Origin of the sequence: Bosea sp. BIWAKO-01, from assembly GCF_001748145.1 — a bacterium.
In the GTDB taxonomy this organism is placed as follows: domain Bacteria; phylum Pseudomonadota; class Alphaproteobacteria; order Rhizobiales; family Beijerinckiaceae; genus Allobosea.
This window is the reverse complement of the sequence record NZ_BCQA01000001.1, coordinates 3213569-3232925: the sequence shown is the minus strand read 5'-3', so window position 1 is coordinate 3232925 and position 19357 is coordinate 3213569. Positions and strand designations below refer to the sequence as shown.

The window sequence follows — 19357 nt, the reverse complement described above, 5'->3', positions numbered from 1 at the left end:
GAAGGAGACGAAGAGGTCCTCGACCTCGAGCAACGGCTTAGCCATGACGCGGATCCAGGATATCGCGCAGGCCATCACCGAAGAGGTTGAAGGCGAGGCTGGTAATCAGGATGGCAGTGCCGGGAATGGCCGCGATCCAGCCATTGGTCAAAATGAACTCCCGGCCGGAAGCCAGCATGGCGCCCCATTCCGGGCTTGGCGGCTGCGCACCGAGGCCGAGGAAACCGAGCCCCGCAGCGGTGAGGATGATCGCCGCCATGTTGAGCGTGAGGCGCACCACGACGGAGGGAATGCACATCGGCACGACATGGCCAAGGATGATGCGCAACGGCGAGGCTCCCTGCAGCCGCACGGCGGCAATATAGTCCGACTTGCGGATCGACAGGGTTTCCGCCCGGGCAAGCCGGGCGATCGGTGGCCAGGCGGCGAGCGCAATCGCGATGATGGCGTTCTCGATGCCCGGGCCGAGCGCGGCGACGAAGGCGAGCGCCAGCACCAGGCTCGGGAAGGCCAGGAAGACATCGACCACGCGCATCAGCACGATATCGACCCAGCCACCGAGATAGCCGGAGGTGGTGCCGATGATGAGGCCGAGCGGCGCGACGATGATCGCCGTCAGCAAGGCGATGTAGAGCGTGATGCGCGCACCGAAGATAAGCCGGCTGAAGATATCGCGACCAAGCTCGTCCGTGCCGAGCCAATGCGCCGCGGACGGCCGCATCAGCCGCTTGCCGAGATCCTGGGCATAGATGTCATGCGTCGCGATCAGCGGCGCAAACAATGCCGCCAGCACGATGAGCACGATGACGGCCAGCCCAAACAGCGCCGACGGGTTGGCCTTCAGCCGCCACCATTTCAGGGACAGCTGCTGCATCCGCGCCTGGAATGGCGAGGCCGGGACGGGGGCCGTAAGCCAGGCCTTGAGGCCTGTACCGGACGTTTCAAGAGGGGGAGCGGACATGGCGTGCCTTCACCGGGTGCGCGGGTCGAAGACCCGGTAGAGCAGGTCGCAGAGCAGATTGAGCGTGACGAAGATGACGCCGACGAGCAGCGTGCAGCCGACCACGGCATTCATGTCGCCAACCAGCAGGGCATTTGTCAGGTAGCGACCGAATCCGGGCCAGGCGAAGACGGTCTCCGTGAGCACCGCGCCTTCCAGCAGGAAGGCGTAGGAGAGCGCCACGACGGTCACGACCTGCACGGCAATGTTGCGGAAGGCATGGCCCCAGACGGTGCGCGACCAGGACAGGCCCTTGACCCGCGCCGTCACCACGTACTCCTGGCTGAGCTGCTCGATCATGAAGCTGCGCGTCATCCGGCTGATATAGGCAAACGCACCGAAGGCCAGGATCGAGGCTGGCAGGATGATGTGCGAGAAGGCGTTGCCGAACATCTCCCAGTTGCCGGCCATGGCGCTGTCGATCAGCAGGAAGCCCGTCACCGGCTCGAGGTCGAACTCATAGGTGAAGTCGATGCGCCCCGGCCCGGCCACCCAGCCGAGGGTAGCGTAGAACAGGACGAGCCCCATCAGCCCGAGCCAGAAATTGGGGGCGGAATAGCCGATCAACCCGATAATGCGCGACGACTGGTCGATCCACGTGTCGCGGTACATGGCAGCGAGCACGCCCATCGGAATGCCGAGGCCGGTACCGATGATGATCGCCACGCTGGCAAGCTCGATCGTCGCCGGGAAGACGCGGGCGATGTCCTCGATCACCGGTTTCCCGGTGTTCAGCGCCGTCCCGAAATCGAGATGCAGGATGCCCCAGACATAGCGCGCGAACTGCACCCAGAGCGGCTGGTCGAGACTGAGCTGCCGGTACATCGCATCATAGGCTTCCTGGGTCGCGTTGTCGCCAAGCACGGCGGCAACGGGATCGAGCGGCAGCAGGCGGCCGATGAAGAAGGTGAGCGCCGCGAGCCCGAACAGGGTCACAGCAACGGAAATGATGGTCCTTCCGGTTGCCCAGACCCAGGACGGAAGACCCTTCCGCCCTGGACTTGCAAACCGACGGGAGCCGACCTCGGCGACTTCGGACACCGGCCGGCCTTACTTGCTGGTTCGGGCGTAGTAGGTCTTGAAGCCGGTCCAGCTCCAGTCCTTCAGGTCCTTGCGGACACCCGCGATGTTGTACATCTGGAACATGAAGGCCATCGGCCCCTTGGCCATGACGTCCTTCTGGATCTCGGCGTAAAGCGCGTCGCGCTTGGCCGTATCGGCTTCCAGCAGGGCTTCGTCGATCTTGGCGTTGAGCGCCAGGTCCTGATACGACGAACGCCAGCTCGGATACTGCGTCTGCTTCGCCTCGGCCCGGTTGTCGGGATTGAAGACGAGGCGCGAGGCATTCCCATGCGCATCGGGCACGCCGGTCTGCCAGGCCAGCATCGCCGACTGGAATTCGCGGCCGCGGACCTTGCTGAACAGCTGGGCATTGGCCATCCGCTCGAGCGACAGCTTCACGCCGATCTTGGAGGCGTTCTGCTGCACGCTTTGGGCGATCGGCGCCGAATGCGGCAAGGTGCCGAAGATCAGGCTGGCTTCGAAACCGTTCGGATAGCCCGCCTCGGTCAGGAGCTGCTTGGCCTTGTCGAGGTCGAGCTTGAAGGGCTGGCCCTCCTTCTCGTCCAGCGCGCCGACCGCTCCAAGCTGCGCGAAGCTCGCGCGCGGCACGCCGAGATAGGTCATGATCGTCTTGCCGAGACCGTCATAGTCGATCAGGTAGCGCATCGCGAGGCGCACCTTCTCCTTGGAGAAGGGACCGTCCGCAACGTTGAAGTTCCAGAAGAACAGCTGCGGCCGCAGAACCTTGAGGATCGAGACATCCTTCGAAGCTTCGAGGTCCTTGACGTCCTCGGGCGTCAGGTCACGCGCGACGTCGACGTCGCCCTGCCCCAGCAGCAGGCGCTGGGTGCCGGCTTCCGCAACATGCCGGATCAGCACGCGCTTCAGCGCCGGAGCCTTGCCCCAATAGCCCTCATTCGCCTCGAGTACGATGGACTCGCCGGCGTTCCAGCGCGTCAGCTTGTAGGGGCCGACGCAGGCCGTGCGGGTGCCGAGATATTTATTGCCGAGATCGCCATTCTGCTCATTGGCCATGATGGTCTTCATGTCCATCACGGCGGCGACGCGGTTGGCGGCGATCGCCTGCAGGATCAACGTCGTCGGATAGGCCTTGTCGAGCTTGAACACGACCGTATTGGCATCCGGCGCCACGATGCGCTGATCGACCGTGTCCTTGGTGAAACCGTACTCGGTCAGGGTTGCGGCATTGCCGAAATTGAGTTTGACCACGCGGCGCAGCGACCAGAGGACATCCTCCGCGGTCACCGGGTTGCCGGACGGGAACTTGGCGCCCTTGCGCAGGTGGAAAGTGATCTCCTTGCGATCCGCCGAGACATCCCAGCGCTCGGCGAAGAGCGGGACGACCTTGCGCTCGTCCGCCGGGTCGAAATCGACCAGCGTGTCGCACGTGTTCTGCAGGATCTCGTTGGTCACGACCTCGCCGACCTGGGCCGGATCGAAAGTGCTGATCGCGTCGATGTTCCACGCCATCACCAGGGCGTTCTTGGGGGTGGCGGCACCAGCCGTCGTGGCCGCAGCGCAAACGGCCGCCGCAGCGGCGACGCTTGAAAGAAGATACCGCGCAGCGCGCGGAGCACGCGTCTCGGTCGACTGGTCTTGCTTGGCCATCGTCAGTTCCCGCTCTCGTGATTGTTCTTGGTCAAGATTTGGTGTGGTCGCCGGGCCTGCGCTGTCTCCCGCGCAGGCCCGGCTGAAAGGCTCAGGCGGCTTCCGGCCGCGGCTGGATCGGCGGCTTCACCTCGGCCGGGATCGGGCAGATATAGGGCGTCCTGGTCGTCCGCTCCTGGTGGTCCTTCTTGGCGCGCGCCAGCAGCGTCTCGTCGCTCATCACGTCGACGGCAGTGCCGGCCATGATCTTGGCGGCATGAACCATGCCCTTATGCGCGGCCGGGGCCTTGCCTTGCGCGGTGATCTGCCAGGAATGCCCGGGCGTGCCGATGGCATGCGTTGCGACGCGCGCCTGGATGGTCGGCACCTTCCAGCTGACATCCGCGACGTCGGTCGAGCCGACCATCGGCACGCCTCTGGCATCCCTGGGGATCACAAAATCGCAGAGCGGAGTGTTCTCGCGCGGCGCAACGCCGGTACGGCGATAGTCGTTCAGGATGTCGGCCTCGCTCAGCGTCGCCTGGATCTGCGCGGCGTAGGCGCGGTCGGCATCGTCGAACGGCACCGGCCCGAGGCGCTGGATGTTCTGGAACATCGCCTCTTCGAGCGGCGTATTGCCGAGCATGTTGGAAACCGCGCTCATGATCGAGATCGAGACCTTGGTCTCGGTCATCAGCGCCGCCCCCTCGGCGACTTTCTTGACCCGTTCATTGAGCTCCAGCATGCCCGCGAGGTCGCGGGCGCGGATCGCATAGCGCACCTTTGCCGAAGCCTGCACGACGTTCGGCGCGATACCGCCGGAATCGAGCATGGCATAGTGGATGCGAGCATCCGACGGCATGTGCTCGCGCATGTAGTTGACGCCGACGTTCATCAACTCGACGGCATCGAGTGCGCTGCGTCCGAGATGCGGCGCCGCCGCCGCGTGCGAGGCGCGGCCGGTGAAGTGGAAGTCCATGCGCGTATTGGCGAGCGACAGCGCCTCGTCGACCCGCGTCATCGACGCCGGGTGCCAGGTGATGGCGACATCGACATCGTCGAAGGCGCCGGCCCGCACCATGAAGGCCTTCGCTGCGCCACCCTCTTCCGCCGGGCAGCCGAAATAGCGCACCCGCCCAGGGCGCCCCGTCTCGGCAAGCCAGTCCTTGAGCGCGGTTGCGGCCAGCAGCGCGGCCGAGCCGAGCATGTTGTGGCCGCAGCCATGGCCATGTCCGCCACCCTCGACCGGGCGCGGCACGGCGATATTCGCCTCCTGGCTCAGGCCGGGCAGAGCATCATATTCGCCGAGAAAGGCGATCACCGGACCGCCCTCGCCGGCTTCGCCCATCACCGCAGTCGGAATACCGGCGACATTCTCGGTAACGCGGAAGCCCTGCTCCTTCAGCATCGCCGTATGCTCGGCGACCGAGCGATACTCGGTATAAGCGATCTCGGGCATGCCCCAGACCCGGTCGCTCAGCGCCTCGAAGGGCTGCCGCTTCGCATCGACCAACTGCCAGATCGTCTCGGAATTACGCATGGGCGTCCTCTCGCATTCCAGATGCTGTCACAGATGCTTGCGCAGAAAGCGCGCGACGGCCCCGAAGACCGTGCGCCGGTTCTCGATCCGGGCGAAGCCATGGCCCTCATGCGGGATGCGGACATATTCGACCGGATGGCCGCGGCCGCGCAGCACCGAATAGATCATCTCGCTCTCGCCAGGAGGCACACGCGGATCGTCGAGCCCCTGCGCGACGAACAGTGGCGCGCGGATGCAGCCTGCCTTGTGGATCGGCGAGAAGCGGATCAGGTCGTCTCGGTCGGCAACGAGATCACCATATTCGACCGCGCGCAGATACTTCCGCCACGGCCCCGTGGTTTCGAGCATCGTCAGGAAATTGGCGATGCCGTAGAACTCGACGCCGACCTTCCACAATTCGGGTTGTTCGGTCAGCGCCGCGAGCACCATGAAGCCGCCATACGAGCGCCCATAGACCGCAACGCGCGCGTCATCGACCTCCGGCTGTTCGCGCAGCCACAACCGCACCGCCTTGAGATCCGCGACACTGTCCATGCGCAGATGCTTGTCGTCTAGATGCTGGTAGGTGCGGCCGTAGCCGGTCGAGCCACGCACGTTGGGGGCGACGACCATGATGCCCTGGCTCAGGAAGAACTGCAGGTCGGCCCGGAAAATCGGCGTCCACTGCGCTTCCGGTCCGCCATGCACCACGACCACTGCCGGATAGCCGCCCGCCGGAGCCTTGCTCCGCGGCCGGTAGACGAAGAAGGGCACGTCGAGACCGTCGAAGCTCGCGACGCGCTCGACGCTGGGCTCGATAAAGCTGCTTGAATCGAGACCTGCCTTGGATGCATCCGTCAGCCGTGTTGCCGTGCGCGTGGCCACATCGAAGCGCCAGATATCCGGGGACGAGGTTGCACCATCGAGCGGGAACACGAGGCCGCTGCCATCGGGAACCCAGGCCACCGAGCCGATGGTCCCGCGCGGCAAGCCGGCGACCTCGAACTCCTTGGCCGTCGCGAGATCACGAATGAAGACGCGGTTCCAACCCTCGTCATTCGCGACATAGGCAAGGCGCCCCTGGTCGGGCGCGAGCGCGATCGCCTCGATATCCTGCTTCTCCCGCTCGACGATCCAGGTGACGCGGCCCTCGGCCAGTGCACAGAAGGCGACGCAGAGATGCTCGCGCCCCTGATCGGACACGAAGAAGAAGCCGCTGCCATCCTTCTTCATGCGGCTGACGACATAGCGCGCACGGCCCTCATGCGGCAGCAATGGTGTAAGGGCGCCGGTCTCGAGATCGAGGCGATACAGATCCTGATCGCTCATCGAACGCGTGGCATTGGCAACGAGCAGCGACTTGCCATCGGGGAAGAAGGCAACCGCCTCACGATAGCCGGAGCCTTGATGGACGCGCTTGGCCGTGCGCGTTGCGAGATCCATGATGTAAACGTCCATATGCTCGCAATCGCGGGCATTGGAGGTGAACGCGATGCGTTGTCCGTCCGGCGCCCAGGCTCCCCAGGCATGCACGACCGTCGGGTCATCGGTGAGCGGCTCAGGCACTCCGGACGCGCCCGGCACCAGCCAGAGCTGATGCCGCTCGTCGCCACCGCAATCCATAGTGAAGAGCAGGTCGCGGCCCTTGGGGTTGAAGGAGATCGCGCCGATCGGCTCCGGCATATCGGTCAGGCGCCAGGGCGCTCCGCCCGCGAGCGGCCTCAGCCAGATCTGGTGCGTGCCGCTCTCGTCGCTGAGATAAGCCAGCAATTCGCCGTCGGGAGCGATGGCGGGGCTCTTTGCGCTCCGGACCTCGAGATAGGGCTCGATGCCGATGCGAATCTGGTTTGCGGCCTCGTACATGGGCTCTCCCTCAGGCCGCCTTGGCCAGCATCACATCGCGCAACCGGTCCGTTGCCTCGCGCAGGGCTTGCGACAACGCCGGCGCATTCGGCGTCGCTGCGTGGTTCGCCTCGGTCACGATCGTGAACCGGGCTTCGGGCCAGGCCTTCTTCAGCTGCCAGGCCGTGCTCATCGGCGTCACCGTATCGTAGCGCCCCTGCACGATCTCGGCCGGCAGATGGCGGATGCGACCGATGTCGCTCAGCAATTGGCCAGGGGGAAGGAAAGCCCCGTTCATGCAGTAATGCGTGAAGATCCGGGAGATCGCGAGCGCGGCGTCGGTGTCGGTCAGCGTCGCGACATGGTCCGGGTCGGGCAGGAACGTCTGGGTCTGCGCCGAAAAGGTCCTGAGGCTGACGGCAGCGGCAGCACGCAACCCGGCATCGTCGCTGGTCAGGCGCTTGTAGTAGGCCAAGAGCAGATCATGGCGCTCCACCTCCGGCACGAATTCGGCGAAAGTATCCCAATGATCCGGGAAGATCATGCGCGAGCCCTGGAACCACCAGTCGATCTCCGAGCGCTGCGCCATGAAGATGCCATGCAGACGGAACCCGAGACAGCGCTCGGGATGGCTCTGGCCATAGGCGAGCCCAAGACAGCTGCCCCAGGACCCGCCGGTGACGAGCCAGCGCTCGATGCCAAGATGGCTGCGGATGCGCTCCAGATCGGCGATCAGGTCCTGCGTCGTGTTGCCGTCGAGCTCGGCATGCGGGGTCGATTTCCCGGCGCCGCGCTGGTCGAAGGTCACGATATTGAAGACGGCAGGGTCGAAGGTGCGGCGCTGGGCCGGCTTGGTGCCGCCGCCCGGACCGCCATGCAGAAAAACGACCGGAATGCCGTCGCGATTGCCGCTCGTCTCGACATGGAGTTCATGCGCGCCCCCCACCGCAAGCCGAAAGGCGCGGTAAGGCTCAAGCGCGGGGTAAAGAACGTCATCGTAGGCCGACACGCCTTGCTCCAACGAAAAATGCGCTGAAGCCAGCGCTCAACCATCTCGATGACCTAACGATGCCACGCTCGGCCCGATGCTGGCTAATGCAATTTGGGTTCGATGTTATGCGCCTGTGGAATAGTTTTGCAGCATACCCGTCCCCGACCTCCTGTCGCCTCGGGCGCCGCGGCCAGCCGCGCGGGCAGGCTCCTATTTCCGCTGAGGCAGAGGCCCTCGCCATGTCCCCAGCAGCATATCGAGAAAGCGCTCCGCCGCCGGAGCAAGGCGAACGCCGCGGCGACGCACAACACCAATGGTCCGCGAGACCTCCGGATCCCGGATCGGGCGTGTCACGATGATGGGATGCTCTCCGGTCGGCGTTGCAAGGCGCGGCAAAACCGAGATGCCAAGCCCGGCTTCGACCAGCCCCAGCGAGGTCGACAGATGCGTGACTTCGAACGACCAGTCCAGCCGCACACCGACCCTCACCAGGGCCGCGTCGAGGATGGCGCGATTGCCGCTCGCCCGGCTGACGGTGACCAGTGGATGCCCTTCGAGATCGGCCCAGGCGAGCGATGGCTTGCCCGCCAGGATATGGTCGCGCCGGCAGGCGAGGACGAACGGGTCTTCAAGCAGCGGCTCGAAGCTCAGATCGGGATCGGAGCCGCCGAGTAGATTGATGCCGAATTCGACCTCGCCGCGCGCCACGCTCTCCAGGCCGTCATTGGCCGAGAGGTCGAGGATCCGGAACCGAATATTGGGATACTGCTCCGAGAACCGCGCGATCACCGAGGGCAGGAAGTAGAACGCTGCCGTCGGCACACAGGCGAGCGCGATCTGCCCTGCCCGCCTTGTGCCGAGATCGCGCATCGCGAAGATCGATGAATCGAACTCGTCTAGCATGCGCCGCACCAGCGGCAGCATCTCACGCCCGACCATGGTCAGCGCCACGCGCCGCGTCGTGCGTTCGAGCAGGGCCGCGCCGACCGCTGCCTCGAGTCGCTGGATGCGCCGGCTCAGCGCCGGCTGCGACATGTTGAGGGCCTCCGCGGCGCGGTGGAACCCCTCCAGTTCAACCACAGCAATGAACGCGCGCAGATCAAGCGCTTCGAAATTGATGCTCATGACGCATCAATAGCACCGATCTCTGCATTTCACAGCGGTTTCGCGATCTGGGATGAGAGCCCGTCACCCACCGCAGGACGCCGCCCTTGCCCGATCCACTCAAGCCCGCTCATGCACGTGCCCTGCGCATTCCCTGTGTGCTGATGCGCGGCGGCACATCCCGCGGCCCGTTCTTCCTGGAAACCGATCTGCCGGCCGACCCGGCGGCGCGCGACCGCGTGCTGCTCGCGGCAATGGGGTCGCCTCACACGCTGCAGCTCGACGGGATCGGGGGCGGCAATTCGCTGACCAGCAAGGTCGCCATCGTCGGCAATGCGTCACGCCCGGATGCCGATATCGATTACCTCTTCGCCCAGGTCGCCGTCGACCGGGCTCATGTGGATCTCGGTCCGAACTGCGGCAACATGCTCTCCGCCATCGGCCCCTTCGCCATCGAGGCCGGCCTCGTGCCGGCATGCGATGGTGAGACGATGGTTCGGATCTACAACCGCAATACCGCCTCGCTGATCGAGGCGGTGGTGCAGACCCCCGGCAAACGTGTCGAGTATGACGGCGCAACCGCAATCGACGGCGTTTCAGGCACTGCAGCCCCGATCAAGCTGACCTTCCTCGAAGCTGTCGGCTCCAAGACCGGCTCCCTGCTGCCGACCGGCCAGCCGCGCGAGTTGATCGATGGTGTGCCGGTCACGTTGATCGACTATGCCACGCCGATGCTGCTCGTCCGCGCTACCGATTTCGGCCTTGCCGGTGACGAGTCGCCGGCGGATCTCGACGCGAATACGGCCCTGCTGGCGCGGCTGGAGGAGATCCGGCGCGAGGCGGGCAGGCGCATGGGTCTTGGAGACGTCGCCGGCCGGGTCATTCCCAAGATCGGAGTGCTCTCGAAGGCCCGTCAGGGCGGCAGCCTGACTTCACGCTATTTCACGCCGGACCGCTGCCATCGCAGCCATGCCGTCACCGGCGCACTCTGCATCGCCGTCGCCAGTCAGGTCGCCGGCAGTGTTGCGCAGGACGTCAGCCTCGCGGACGCCGTCTCGCTGGTGACGATCGAACATCCGAGCGGCCGTATCCAGGTCGATCTCGCTCTCGACGCATCTGGCCAGGTTGCCAGAGCCAGCCTGGTGCGTACCGCGCGCCGTATCTTTGAAGGCCATGTCATCGTCCCCGCCAGCGCGATTGGCGCGCTGCCAGAAGGGACTGCAATCGGAGGAAATTCCCATCATGACACCGACGCGTCGCCACTTCTGCAGCCTGCTGACGACTGCAGCCGCCAGCGCCTGTCTGCCTGAGCTGGCATTCGCTCAGGCGGCATTTCCCGAGCGGCCGATGCGCCTGCTGGTGCCTTACGCGGCCGGCGGCGGAACGGACGCGATCGCGCGTCTGGTCGCCCAGGGCGTTGGGGAAAAGCTCGGCCAGTCGCTGGTCGTAGAGAATAACGGATCGGCCGGTGGCAACCTGATCACCGCACAGGCCGCCACCTCCCCGGCGGATGGCTACACCGTGCTGATGGCCAATCAGGGCCCGATGGTGGTCAATCCGCACCTGTTCAAGAACGTCAAGGTCGATCCGCTGACGGCCTTCGACCCGATCACGCTGATATCCGCGGCCCCGCTGGTCGTCGTCGTGGCGCAGAATTCGCCCCACAAGACGATCAAGGACCTGATCAGCTTCGGCGAGAAGAATCCGGGCAAACTGACCTACGGGTCTGCCGGCAATGGTTCGGCCAGCCACCTGGCAACCGTTCTGCTGGCGCAGATGGCGCAGTTCACTGCCGTGCACGTGCCCTATCGCGGCGCGGGCCCGGCCCTGACCGACCTGCTCGCCGGCCAGTCCGACTTCATGATCACCACGGTGCCGTCGGTTCTCGGACTGATCGAAGGCAGCAAGGTGCGCGCGCTGGCGGTGACGGGCAAGGAGCGGGCCAAGCTCTTCCCCGAGGTGCCCTCGGTCGCCGAAAGCGGCTGGGCCACTTACGAGGCGACAGCCTGGTACGGCTTCGTCGTGCCGAAGGGTACGCCGAAGGATGTCGCTGCAAAGCTCCGCACTGCCACCATCGAAGCCATCAACGACGCGACGATCCGCGAACGGCTGAAGAACGAAGGCGCCGAGCCGATCGGCAATACACCGGCCGAGTTCGCTGCGATGATGGAAGCGGAGTCGAAGCGCTGGGCCGGCATCATCAAGCAGGCCCAGATCGCGGTAAACTAGGCTCGGGATAGGCCATTCCATACAAGGACCTGCGTCACGGCCCGCCAGCGGCAGGCCGTGACGCAAGCGTACTCATCAGGCTTGAGCGATTCCGGGGCCTAGCTCTCGCCCCTTTGCGGCAGGCGAGGCAGCAGGATCGTAAGCAGCCCCAGCAGCGGCAGGTAGGAGCAGACGCGGTAGACGAAGGCGATACCGTGCGTATCGGCGAAGTTGCCGAGCAGGGCCGCTCCAAGTCCGCCCGCGCCAAAGGCAAAGCCGAAGAACACGCCCGCGATCAGGCCGACACGGCCCGGCACGAGTTCCTGCGCGAAGACGACAATCGCAGAGAATGCCGAGGCGAAGATCAAGCCGATCACGACGCTCAGCACGCCCGTCCAGAACAGGTTCGCATAAGGCAGGAGCAGCGCGAACGGGATCACACCCAGGATCGAGAACCAGATCACGAAACGCGCTCCGAACCGGTCTCCGATCGGCCCGCCCAGAAAGGTCCCAGCAGCCGCCGCCGCCAGGAAGAGGAACAGCATCAGCTGCGCGTCCCGCATGCCGAGCTGGAACTGGTCGATCACGTAAAAGGTGAAATAGCTCGAGATACTGGCCATGTAGACGTTCTTGGTCGCGGTCAGCAGCACGAGGATGAGAAACGCCAGGGCAACGCGCCCCTGCGGCAGCGGCAGTGCACGGCTGACGGCAGGACGGCTGGCATTCTGGCGGCGATGGCCGGCATACCAGGCCCCGACCCAGCCGAGCACGATCATGCCCAGCATCGCGATGGCCGAGAACCACGCCACGCTGCCCTGGCCGAACGGCAGCACCACGAAGGCCGCGAGCAGCGGTCCGATGGCCGAGCCCATATTGCCGCCAACCTGGAAAAGCGATTGCGCCAGACCGTGGCGGCCGCCGGAGGCCAGGCGAGCCACCCGAGACGCTTCCGGGTGGAAGATTGCGGAACCGAAGCCGATCAGGCTCGCCGCCACGAGCAGCATCGCAAAGCTATGCGCATTGCCCAGCAGGATCAGTCCAGCGCAGGTGCAGGCCATCCCGGCCGGCAGCGAATAGGGCATCGGCCAGCGGTCGGTCACCATCCCGACGACCGGCTGCAGCAGCGAGGCCGTGACCTGGAAGGTCATGGTCAACAGGCCGATCTGGACGAAATCGAGAGCGTAATTTGCCTTGAACAGCGGGTAGAGCGAGGCAAGAAGCGATTGCATCACATCGTTGAGCAGGTGGCAGAAGCTCACCGCCAGCAGGATCGATGTCGTCGTCTTCTCGAAACGGGACCGGGTCCCGGGGAACGCTGCAACCATCTCAATTCGTCTCCAGCGCGGGCCGCAAACACCGGCTGATCGCCGCCATGCCTCTTTACAGAGCGCCTCCTTGACCTGCATTCGTATTTCGGTCGAATTCTTTTGCGTTTGGGCCAAAGATGAGAAAACTGCCGCAGCATCTGCTCGAGGCGCGCGACGAGGCTCACCGCCGTAACCTCGGATGGATTGCCTATGCCGAGGCCGACATCCCGGTGCACAGCAACGAGGATCCGGCGGGCTACACCATCCCTCTCCATAGCCACCAGCGCATCCAGTTGCTCTGCGTCTTCTCGGGCGTCGTGGCAGTCGCGACCGAGCGCGGCCGCTGGATGATTCCGCCAGGCCACGCGCTGCTGATCCCCCACCATCTCGAGCATTCCGTGGAAATGCTGAGCGATGTCAGCATGAGATCGGTCTATCTTCTCCCCCGGGAGGGCATCCTGGCCGATCCCCAGCCGGTGGTGCTCGAAGTGACGGATCTTGCGCGCAGCCTCATCATCGAAGCGATCCGCCTGCGCGAGGCACCCGCTGGAAGCCGCAAGCTCACATTGAGCCTTCAGCTCCTGATGGAAGAGATCGCCTCCCTCAAATCCCGTCCTCTCGGCCTTCCATTCCCTCCCGACAGGAGACTCGCGGCGCTATGCCGGGCCTATATGGCGGCGCCGTCAGCGAATGCCCGGCTCGACACCTGGGCGGAAGCGCTTGCGATGAGCCGCCGAACCTTCACACGCTTCTTTCTCAGGGAGACGGGCGTCAGCTTCGCGACCTGGCGGCAACAGGCCAGCCTGTTCGCCTGTCTCCCGAAACTCGCGGAAGGCACCCCGGTGACGCAGATCGCCATGCTGGCGGGCTACGAGAATGTCGCCGCCTTCACCACGATGTTCCGCCGCCTGCTTGGGACCTCGCCACGCAGCTACATGAAGGCCTCGATGACCCGCTAGGCCCGCGCCGGCTCGCCAGGGCCGCTATGTCCGGTTTCCTTCCGGCAGTGGCGACCTCCAGGACGAGATGGTGTCGATCCGGGTAGCGGCGAAGCGCTCGCGGAGCCATTTGGCTGCCGGGCCGCATGGCCGCTGCTTGTGCCAGATCATCTCGAGCGCGATCGGCCAATCCGCGTCGTCGAATTGAAGGTCCGGCGTGATCAGACCGGGGGCGGCCGGCGAATTCGCGATGACATGGTCGGACACGAAGGCCCAGCCAATACCGTGCTTCACCATTTCCAGAATGACCCAGTGGCTTTCCACCCACCAGACCTCGGCAGCAACGCGCAGGCGCCGCTTCTCCGGCCCGTCGCTTCTGGCGGCAACGAGAATCTGCCTGTAGCGCTTCAGCTCTTCCCAATCGACGCGGGCCTTGGCAAGCGGGTGGTCCTTGCCGCAAACCAGCTTGAGCGGAACCCATCCGATCGTCTGGAAGCCAAGCTCCGTCGGCAAGACCTCCTGGCGCCACATCACGCCCATATCGGCTTTCCCTGCGAGGACCAGCCGGCTCACATCCTCCATCAAAGGAAACAGGATTTCGAGCTCAACATGAGGGAAATGCCGCGCGAAATCGGCGAAAAGTGCCCCCAGAGCGTGCTCCGGGTAGAGTTCGTCGATCGCGATGACAAGCCGCTTCTCGACATGGGCCTCGAAGCTGCGCGCGACGCCGATGAGGTGTTCGCTGCGATCGAGCACGACCTTGGCCTCGCGCAGCAGCCGTTCGCCGGCTGGAGTAAGTACAGGATTGCGCCCGGCCCTGCTGAACAGAGCGACGCCCAGATCTTCCTCGAGATTCGAGACCTGCGTGCTCACGGCTGATTGCGCCTTGCGAAGCGCACGTGCAGCCCCGGAGAACGAGCCATGCTCCGCTGCCGCGACGAAGGCCCGAAGTTGGTCCAGTGAAACCGTCATCTATCTGATTATCAGATACGATCCAACTTGATGCAATCGAAATGACAGATAGAGAACGCGGCCATCAATCATATTGAAGGCCCCTTAGCACATGCGCTCCGTTCGAGACCGAATCCGCCACGCACTCATGTTCGAGGCGGTCGGATTAGCCATTGTCATTCCGGCGGGAGCCTATCTGTTCGGGCTGCCGGCGGGGCATATGGGCGTCATCGGCGTCGGCAGCGCAACCGTTGCGACGATCTGGAACTTCTTCTTCAACCTCGGCTTTGACCACGCGATGCAGCGTATGGTCGGCCATACCCATAAGGGAATCGGCACGCGCATCCTCCATGTCGCGTTGTTCGAGGGCGGACTTCTGATGATCCTGCTGCCGCCGATCGCCTGGTATCTCGGCATTACCTTGATGCAGGCCTTCGTGATGGATATCGCGATCGTCGTCTTCTACGTCGTCTACGCCTTCAGCTTCAACCTGGCCTATGATCGGGTCTTCCCGATCCCGGCGAGCCCGGCTTATGCAATATAAGGCTGAGGCTGTCGTCGCGGCGTCAGCTCATCATGACGGCCGCGCGCTCGGCTGCTGACTTCGTCTCCAGCCGGAGGCGAGGCACGCCCGAGGACGAGTGTGAGGGCCTGAAAAGCTGATAAATCCGCGGCCGCGGGCGAGCCGGATCGAGGTGCCGTTCCGGCCGCTTCTGGCCCGGTTCGAACAGCCCCTTCACTTGATTCCGTGCCTGAGGATTGGCGCTAGCCGCCAATCTTGAAGGAATAGGTCGTGCTCAATCCGAACGAGAATTGGTCGCGCTGGCCGATGGTGCGGACGATCGGTGAGCGCGCCGCCTCCTGGAGCAGGCGGTCATAGCGGGCATAGGCCGTGGTCTTCCAAACCTCCGACCATGCATATTCGAGTGCCGCCGCGAGGCCCGCCGACTTGACGCCTCCCGAAGGGCTGTAGGCGGCGAGGATGCCGTTCGCGAGCGATTCCTCCGGCGTCACACCGAAGTTCCTGCGCATATAGGCCTGGTTGCCAAAGGAGAGGCGCGGACCGCCCGAGAGCGTGAAGCGGCCGATCGGCTGAACCCAGTCGACGAAGATGTCGGCGACGATGCCATGATGGCCATGGAAGCCCTGCCGCACCTCGATCCGGGTCCGTAGCCGATCCTCGATCGGCCAGAACTCGGCGAAGGCGCCAGCCTCGATCGTCCAGGGTACATCGCGCATGCCGAACAGTTTTCGATCCGAGCCGGAATAGCGACCCGACTTCAGGTCGCCGACGACGCCGATGCTGAAGCGGCTCGTCTCGAACAGGGCGAAGTCCAAGCCCTCGTCAGGTGCGCTGAACCCTTCCGGTTCGCCAACCCGCCGCCAGCTCAGCGACGGCGTACCCGACAATCCGTAGGACTTTGCGCCGTCATATTTGGGACCGTACTGCCCCGAGCCGCCGAGCGTCACGATCCAGCCGGAGGCCGGAGCGGGGTTGAGCAGCGTCGGAGCCGGATCGGCCGCGAGAGCAACCTGGGATCCTGCAGCCAGGCACAGACCGGCGACGGCAAGCTTACGGTAGGCGGGCACAATCGTCGCTCCTGCAGGTCACCCACTCGCTTGCCATATCCGAACTCTGTCGCAAACCGGTAAAGATCGAACCCAGCGTCACTCGACGATCTTTCTGCCGAGTTTCACGTCCAGTTTCTTAATGCGGTGCCACAGGCTCCGCTCGGCAATGCCCAGGAGCCGCGCAGCCTGGACCTGGACGCCGTCCGTACGCCGCAGCGCCTCGATGATGAAGCCGCGCTCGAGCCGCTCGAGTTCGGCATCGAGATCGTTCGGGAGGCGATCGCGCTCGGCGCGCCGGGCGCCGCCTTCAAACAAGTCGCGAGGCAGATCCGGGACGTCGATGGTCGGCGACTTCGCGACGATCACCGCGCGCTCGACGCAGTTATGCAGCTCACGGATATTGCCGGGCCAGTCATGGCCGTCCATCGCCGAGAGAGCAGCCGGTGTAAAGCCGGTCACGCGTTTGCCCATGGCCTCGGCCAGCGTCGCGAGAAAATACGCGGCGAGGATCGGGATGTCTTCGCGGCGTTCACGCAGGGCGGGCAACTGGATCGGGAAGACGTTGAGCCGATAGAACAGGTCTTCCCGGAACTCGCCGGCCGCAACCGCCTGGCGCATGTCCCTATGGGTTGCCGCGATCAGCCGGACATCCACCGTCTGGCTGCGGGTGCCGCCGACAGGCTCGAAGCTGCGCTCCTGAACCGCACGCAGCAGCTTCGCCTGAACGGCGATCGGCATATCGCCGATCTCGTCGAGGAAGAGCGTTCCGCCATCGGCGGCTGCGAAGCGGCCGACGCGGTTGGCCAGCGCTCCGGTGAAAGCACCTTTCACATGACCGAAGAGCTCGCTTTCGAGCAATGTCTCCGGGATGGCAGCGCAATTGATCGCGACAAAGGGCTTGTTCCGGCGCGGACTGTTGAAATGGATCGCGCGTGCGACGACCTCCTTGCCGGTGCCGCTCTCTCCGTTGAGCATGACCGTGGCGCGCGTCTCACAGACCTCGGTGACCTGCTCGATCACTCTTCTGAAGGGCGGGCTCGTTCCGATCAGATTTTCGAAGCTGTAACGGCCCTCGAGTTCGCCCCGCAGCCGCTCATTGTCACGCACCACTTCGGCAAGCCGCAATGCGCGACGAATGACGGCCGCGACATCCTCCATCTCGAACGGTTTGGCGATGTAGTCGAAGGCGCCCTCCTTCACGAGTTCGACAGCGTCGCGAACCGTGGCGAAGGCGGTGATGACCACGACCGGAACATCCGGCCAGCGCTTGCGCACCTCCTGTAGCAGGGCGCGCCCATCCATCCCCGGCAGGCGCAGATCGGTCAGCACCAGGTCGAACCGTTCCTGCTCCAGACTCGAAAGCGCCTCGCGGGCGTTTTCGACGGCGGTCGCGCGATAGCCGAGATCATCCAGCGCTGCCGCCAGAACATCGGCCAGTCGGGCTTCGTCATCGACGACCAGGATGCTGTGGGTCATCCGGGTGCTCCCCGCTCCAGCAGAGGCAATGTAATCGTGAACGAGGCGCCCTGCCCCGGCGGGCTCGCATAATGGGCGCGGCCCCCATGCGCAGCAGCGACGGATTGCACCTTTGCGAGACCAAGCCCGGTGCCCTTCGTCTTCGTGGTGAAGAAGGGATTGAAGATCTCGCCCCTGATCTCGTCAGCCACGCCACCCCCCTGATCGCTGATCGTCAGCGAAATCTCGCCATTGGCCGATGTGAGCTCCGCCGTGATCATTCCGCCAGCGGGCATCGCATCGATCGCGTTCAAGACGAGATTCAGGCCCGCCTGATGGAGCTGGTCCGGGTCGCCCGAGATCACCCCGCCCCCGCTATGATCCTTGATGTCGAGGACGATGCCATGACGGTCAAGCTCCGGCATGGCGATCGAGGCGACCCGATCGATCACCGCGCGGAATGGAAAGACCGTCTTGCTCGGCGCCTTGGGCTGGGCGAAGTCGAGAAAGTCCCGCACCAGCGTCTCGATCCGGCGCACCTCCTCGATCACATAGCCAAGCATGCGGTCCTCGGCGACCCCGAGCTTGGCGCGATTGCGCACCACCTCGGTCGAGGTCTTGATGATTCCGAGCGGATTGCGGACTTCATGGGCAATCACCATCGCCGCTTGCCCAAGGGCCGACAACCTGTCGCGGCGCCGGAGTTCGGTCTCCAGAGCATGCAGCTTGCCGAGCTGCTCCGCCATACCGTTGAACCCCGCGGCGAGCTGCGCAATCTCGCGCCCGCCGGTTTCAGGAACCCGCTGCTTGAAATCGCCGGCCGCAATCGCCCGGACGCCGCGCGTCAATGCACGCAGCGGCTTGACCAGGATGCCCGACATCGCAGCGCCGACGATGATCGAGATGAGGCTGCCGAGCAGGAAGATGCCGATGAAGAGCTGGGATGGTCCGAGCTGCTCGAAGAAGTCTGCACCGCTTGGCAGCCCGATGAATGCGACAGCCGCCAGCTTGCCGTCGATACCGCGGAAGGCCGTGTAGACCGCACGATAGGCGCCGCCATCGGCCTCGCGGTCGAAGATCGTATCCTCGCCCTTCGCCAGGCGCTCACGGATAGCATCGGGTACCGTGCGCGTATCGTCCGGATGGGTCAGCATGACGGATTCCAGACCGGCGCCGGTCTCGGCGAAGAGCCGGACATCCAGCGAGGTCACGACTTTGATGCTGCCGAGATAGGAATCGTCGAGCCAGGTGCCGACAAGAACGTAAGCCGGCTTGTCATTGACCTGAACGCTCTGTACGGCGCCGGCCATGAGCTGTTTTTCATCCCCGGTCGTGATCTTGAAGATGCCCTGGCTCGTTTCGGTGGGCAGGACCGCCGACGACGTGAAGTCGCGCGACGTGAACAGCATTTCGCGCCGATCGTCGTAGATCGCGATCAGGTCATAACCGACCGAGCTGAGCAGCGCGAACTCCCGCTCAATGGCCTTGGGGCGGCGAAGATCGCCGTGGACCGAGGTCTCCAGGCGATGACCGATGACGCTGGCGACGCGCTGCGCCTCCTGTGTCGCCTCGGTCACCTCGAGCATGAAGAAGCGCGAGGTCTCGCCGAGCCATTGCTCGACATTCGCCTCAAAGGCGGAGGAGATCAGCCGCGCCGCGACATAGGCGGAGGTCAGCATCGCCGGGACGCTGACCAGCAGAAAGCCGATCACAAGCCTCAACCGGAGCGACGTCTTGCGAATAGGCATCAAGCCGTCTCCAGGACAATGGAAGGCTGCGTTCTGCCCAAGCAGCACATCC

16 protein-coding genes are annotated in these 19357 nt (G+C 64.7%); 4 read left to right on the top strand and 12 right to left on the bottom strand.

Translation table 11 applies throughout. From position 1 onward, the window contains the following. Positions 1 to 37 precede the first annotated feature (37 nt). The 7 genes from BIWAKO_RS14865 to BIWAKO_RS14835 form a co-directional block, all read right to left on the bottom strand. Complete coding sequence (locus tag BIWAKO_RS14865) at positions 38 to 961, bottom strand: ABC transporter permease (RefSeq protein ID WP_069879318.1); 924 nt, start codon at positions 959 to 961, stop codon at positions 38 to 40. 9 nt (positions 962 to 970) lie between these two features. Then, a complete protein-coding gene (locus BIWAKO_RS14860) occupies positions 971 to 2041 on the bottom strand; it encodes an ABC transporter permease (RefSeq protein WP_069879317.1) in 1071 nt (356 codons plus the stop codon). A gap of 9 nt (positions 2042 to 2050) precedes the next feature. Then, positions 2051 to 3691, bottom strand: coding sequence for an ABC transporter substrate-binding protein (locus BIWAKO_RS14855; RefSeq protein WP_069879316.1), 1641 nt, complete (start codon positions 3689 to 3691; stop codon positions 2051 to 2053). Positions 3692 to 3782: 91 nt separating this feature from the next. Beyond that, positions 3783 to 5210: a M20 family metallopeptidase gene (locus tag BIWAKO_RS14850; RefSeq protein ID WP_069879315.1), complete on the bottom strand. Its 1428-nt coding sequence runs from the start codon at positions 5208 to 5210 to the stop codon at positions 3783 to 3785. A gap of 27 nt (positions 5211 to 5237) precedes the next feature. Further along, the gene (locus tag BIWAKO_RS14845) at positions 5238 to 7052 is read right to left on the bottom strand and encodes a S9 family peptidase (RefSeq protein ID WP_069879314.1); all 1815 of its coding nucleotides are present in this window, start codon (positions 7050 to 7052) and stop codon (positions 5238 to 5240) included. Positions 7053 to 7062: 10 nt separating this feature from the next. After that, positions 7063 to 8040 carry a prolyl aminopeptidase gene (gene pip / locus BIWAKO_RS14840; protein WP_069879313.1) on the bottom strand — a complete coding sequence of 326 codons (978 nt, stop codon included), beginning with the start codon at positions 8038 to 8040 and terminating at the stop codon, positions 7063 to 7065. Positions 8041 to 8232: 192 nt separating this feature from the next. Continuing rightward, positions 8233 to 9147 carry a LysR family transcriptional regulator gene (locus tag BIWAKO_RS14835; RefSeq protein WP_069879312.1) on the bottom strand — a complete coding sequence of 305 codons (915 nt, stop codon included), beginning with the start codon at positions 9145 to 9147 and terminating at the stop codon, positions 8233 to 8235. Between the two features lie 86 nt (positions 9148 to 9233). Here BIWAKO_RS14835 and BIWAKO_RS14830 point away from each other — a divergent pair, with 86 nt between their 5' ends. Continuing rightward, entirely contained in the window at positions 9234 to 10436 is a 1203-nt protein-coding gene (locus BIWAKO_RS14830) for a 4-oxalomesaconate tautomerase (RefSeq protein WP_274533583.1), read from the top strand. Beyond that, the gene (locus tag BIWAKO_RS14825) at positions 10369 to 11355 is read left to right on the top strand and encodes a Bug family tripartite tricarboxylate transporter substrate binding protein (RefSeq protein ID WP_069879310.1); all 987 of its coding nucleotides are present in this window, start codon (positions 10369 to 10371) and stop codon (positions 11353 to 11355) included. Before BIWAKO_RS14830 ends, BIWAKO_RS14825 begins: the two co-directional genes overlap by 68 nt. Before the next feature lie 98 nt (positions 11356 to 11453). On the opposite strand, the gene BIWAKO_RS14820 is transcribed toward BIWAKO_RS14825, so the two are convergent. Beyond that, positions 11454 to 12659 (bottom strand): MFS transporter, encoded by a 1206-nt coding sequence (locus BIWAKO_RS14820; protein WP_069879309.1) that lies wholly within the window; start codon positions 12657 to 12659, stop codon positions 11454 to 11456. A gap of 119 nt (positions 12660 to 12778) precedes the next feature. On the opposite strand from BIWAKO_RS14820, the gene BIWAKO_RS14815 reads away from it, so the two are divergent. Then, positions 12779 to 13600 (top strand): AraC family transcriptional regulator, encoded by an 822-nt coding sequence (locus BIWAKO_RS14815; protein ID WP_069879308.1) that lies wholly within the window; start codon positions 12779 to 12781, stop codon positions 13598 to 13600. Between the two features lie 24 nt (positions 13601 to 13624). Here the strand turns inward: BIWAKO_RS14815 and BIWAKO_RS14810 are convergent, their stop codons facing one another. After that, positions 13625 to 14551, bottom strand: a complete 927-nt coding sequence (locus BIWAKO_RS14810) for a LysR family transcriptional regulator (RefSeq protein ID WP_069879307.1) — start codon at positions 14549 to 14551, stop codon at positions 13625 to 13627. Positions 14552 to 14642: 91 nt separating this feature from the next. Here BIWAKO_RS14810 and BIWAKO_RS14805 point away from each other — a divergent pair, with 91 nt between their 5' ends. Continuing rightward, positions 14643 to 15074: a PACE efflux transporter gene (locus BIWAKO_RS14805; RefSeq protein WP_069879306.1), complete on the top strand. Its 432-nt coding sequence runs from the start codon at positions 14643 to 14645 to the stop codon at positions 15072 to 15074. Positions 15075 to 15295: 221 nt separating this feature from the next. Here the strand turns inward: BIWAKO_RS14805 and BIWAKO_RS14800 are convergent, their stop codons facing one another. From BIWAKO_RS14800 to BIWAKO_RS14790, 3 genes are all read right to left on the bottom strand, one after another. Then, the gene (locus tag BIWAKO_RS14800; protein ID WP_176733326.1) at positions 15296 to 16120 is read right to left on the bottom strand and encodes a MipA/OmpV family protein; all 825 of its coding nucleotides are present in this window, start codon (positions 16118 to 16120) and stop codon (positions 15296 to 15298) included. Between the two features lie 78 nt (positions 16121 to 16198). Further along, positions 16199 to 17578 (bottom strand): sigma-54-dependent transcriptional regulator, encoded by a 1380-nt coding sequence (locus BIWAKO_RS14795; protein WP_069879304.1) that lies wholly within the window; start codon positions 17576 to 17578, stop codon positions 16199 to 16201. Continuing rightward, a complete protein-coding gene (locus BIWAKO_RS14790) occupies positions 17575 to 19305 on the bottom strand; it encodes a sensor histidine kinase (RefSeq protein ID WP_069879303.1) in 1731 nt (576 codons plus the stop codon). The genes BIWAKO_RS14795 and BIWAKO_RS14790 overlap by 4 nt, the downstream gene beginning before the upstream one ends. Between the last annotated feature and the right edge of the window lie 52 nt (positions 19306 to 19357).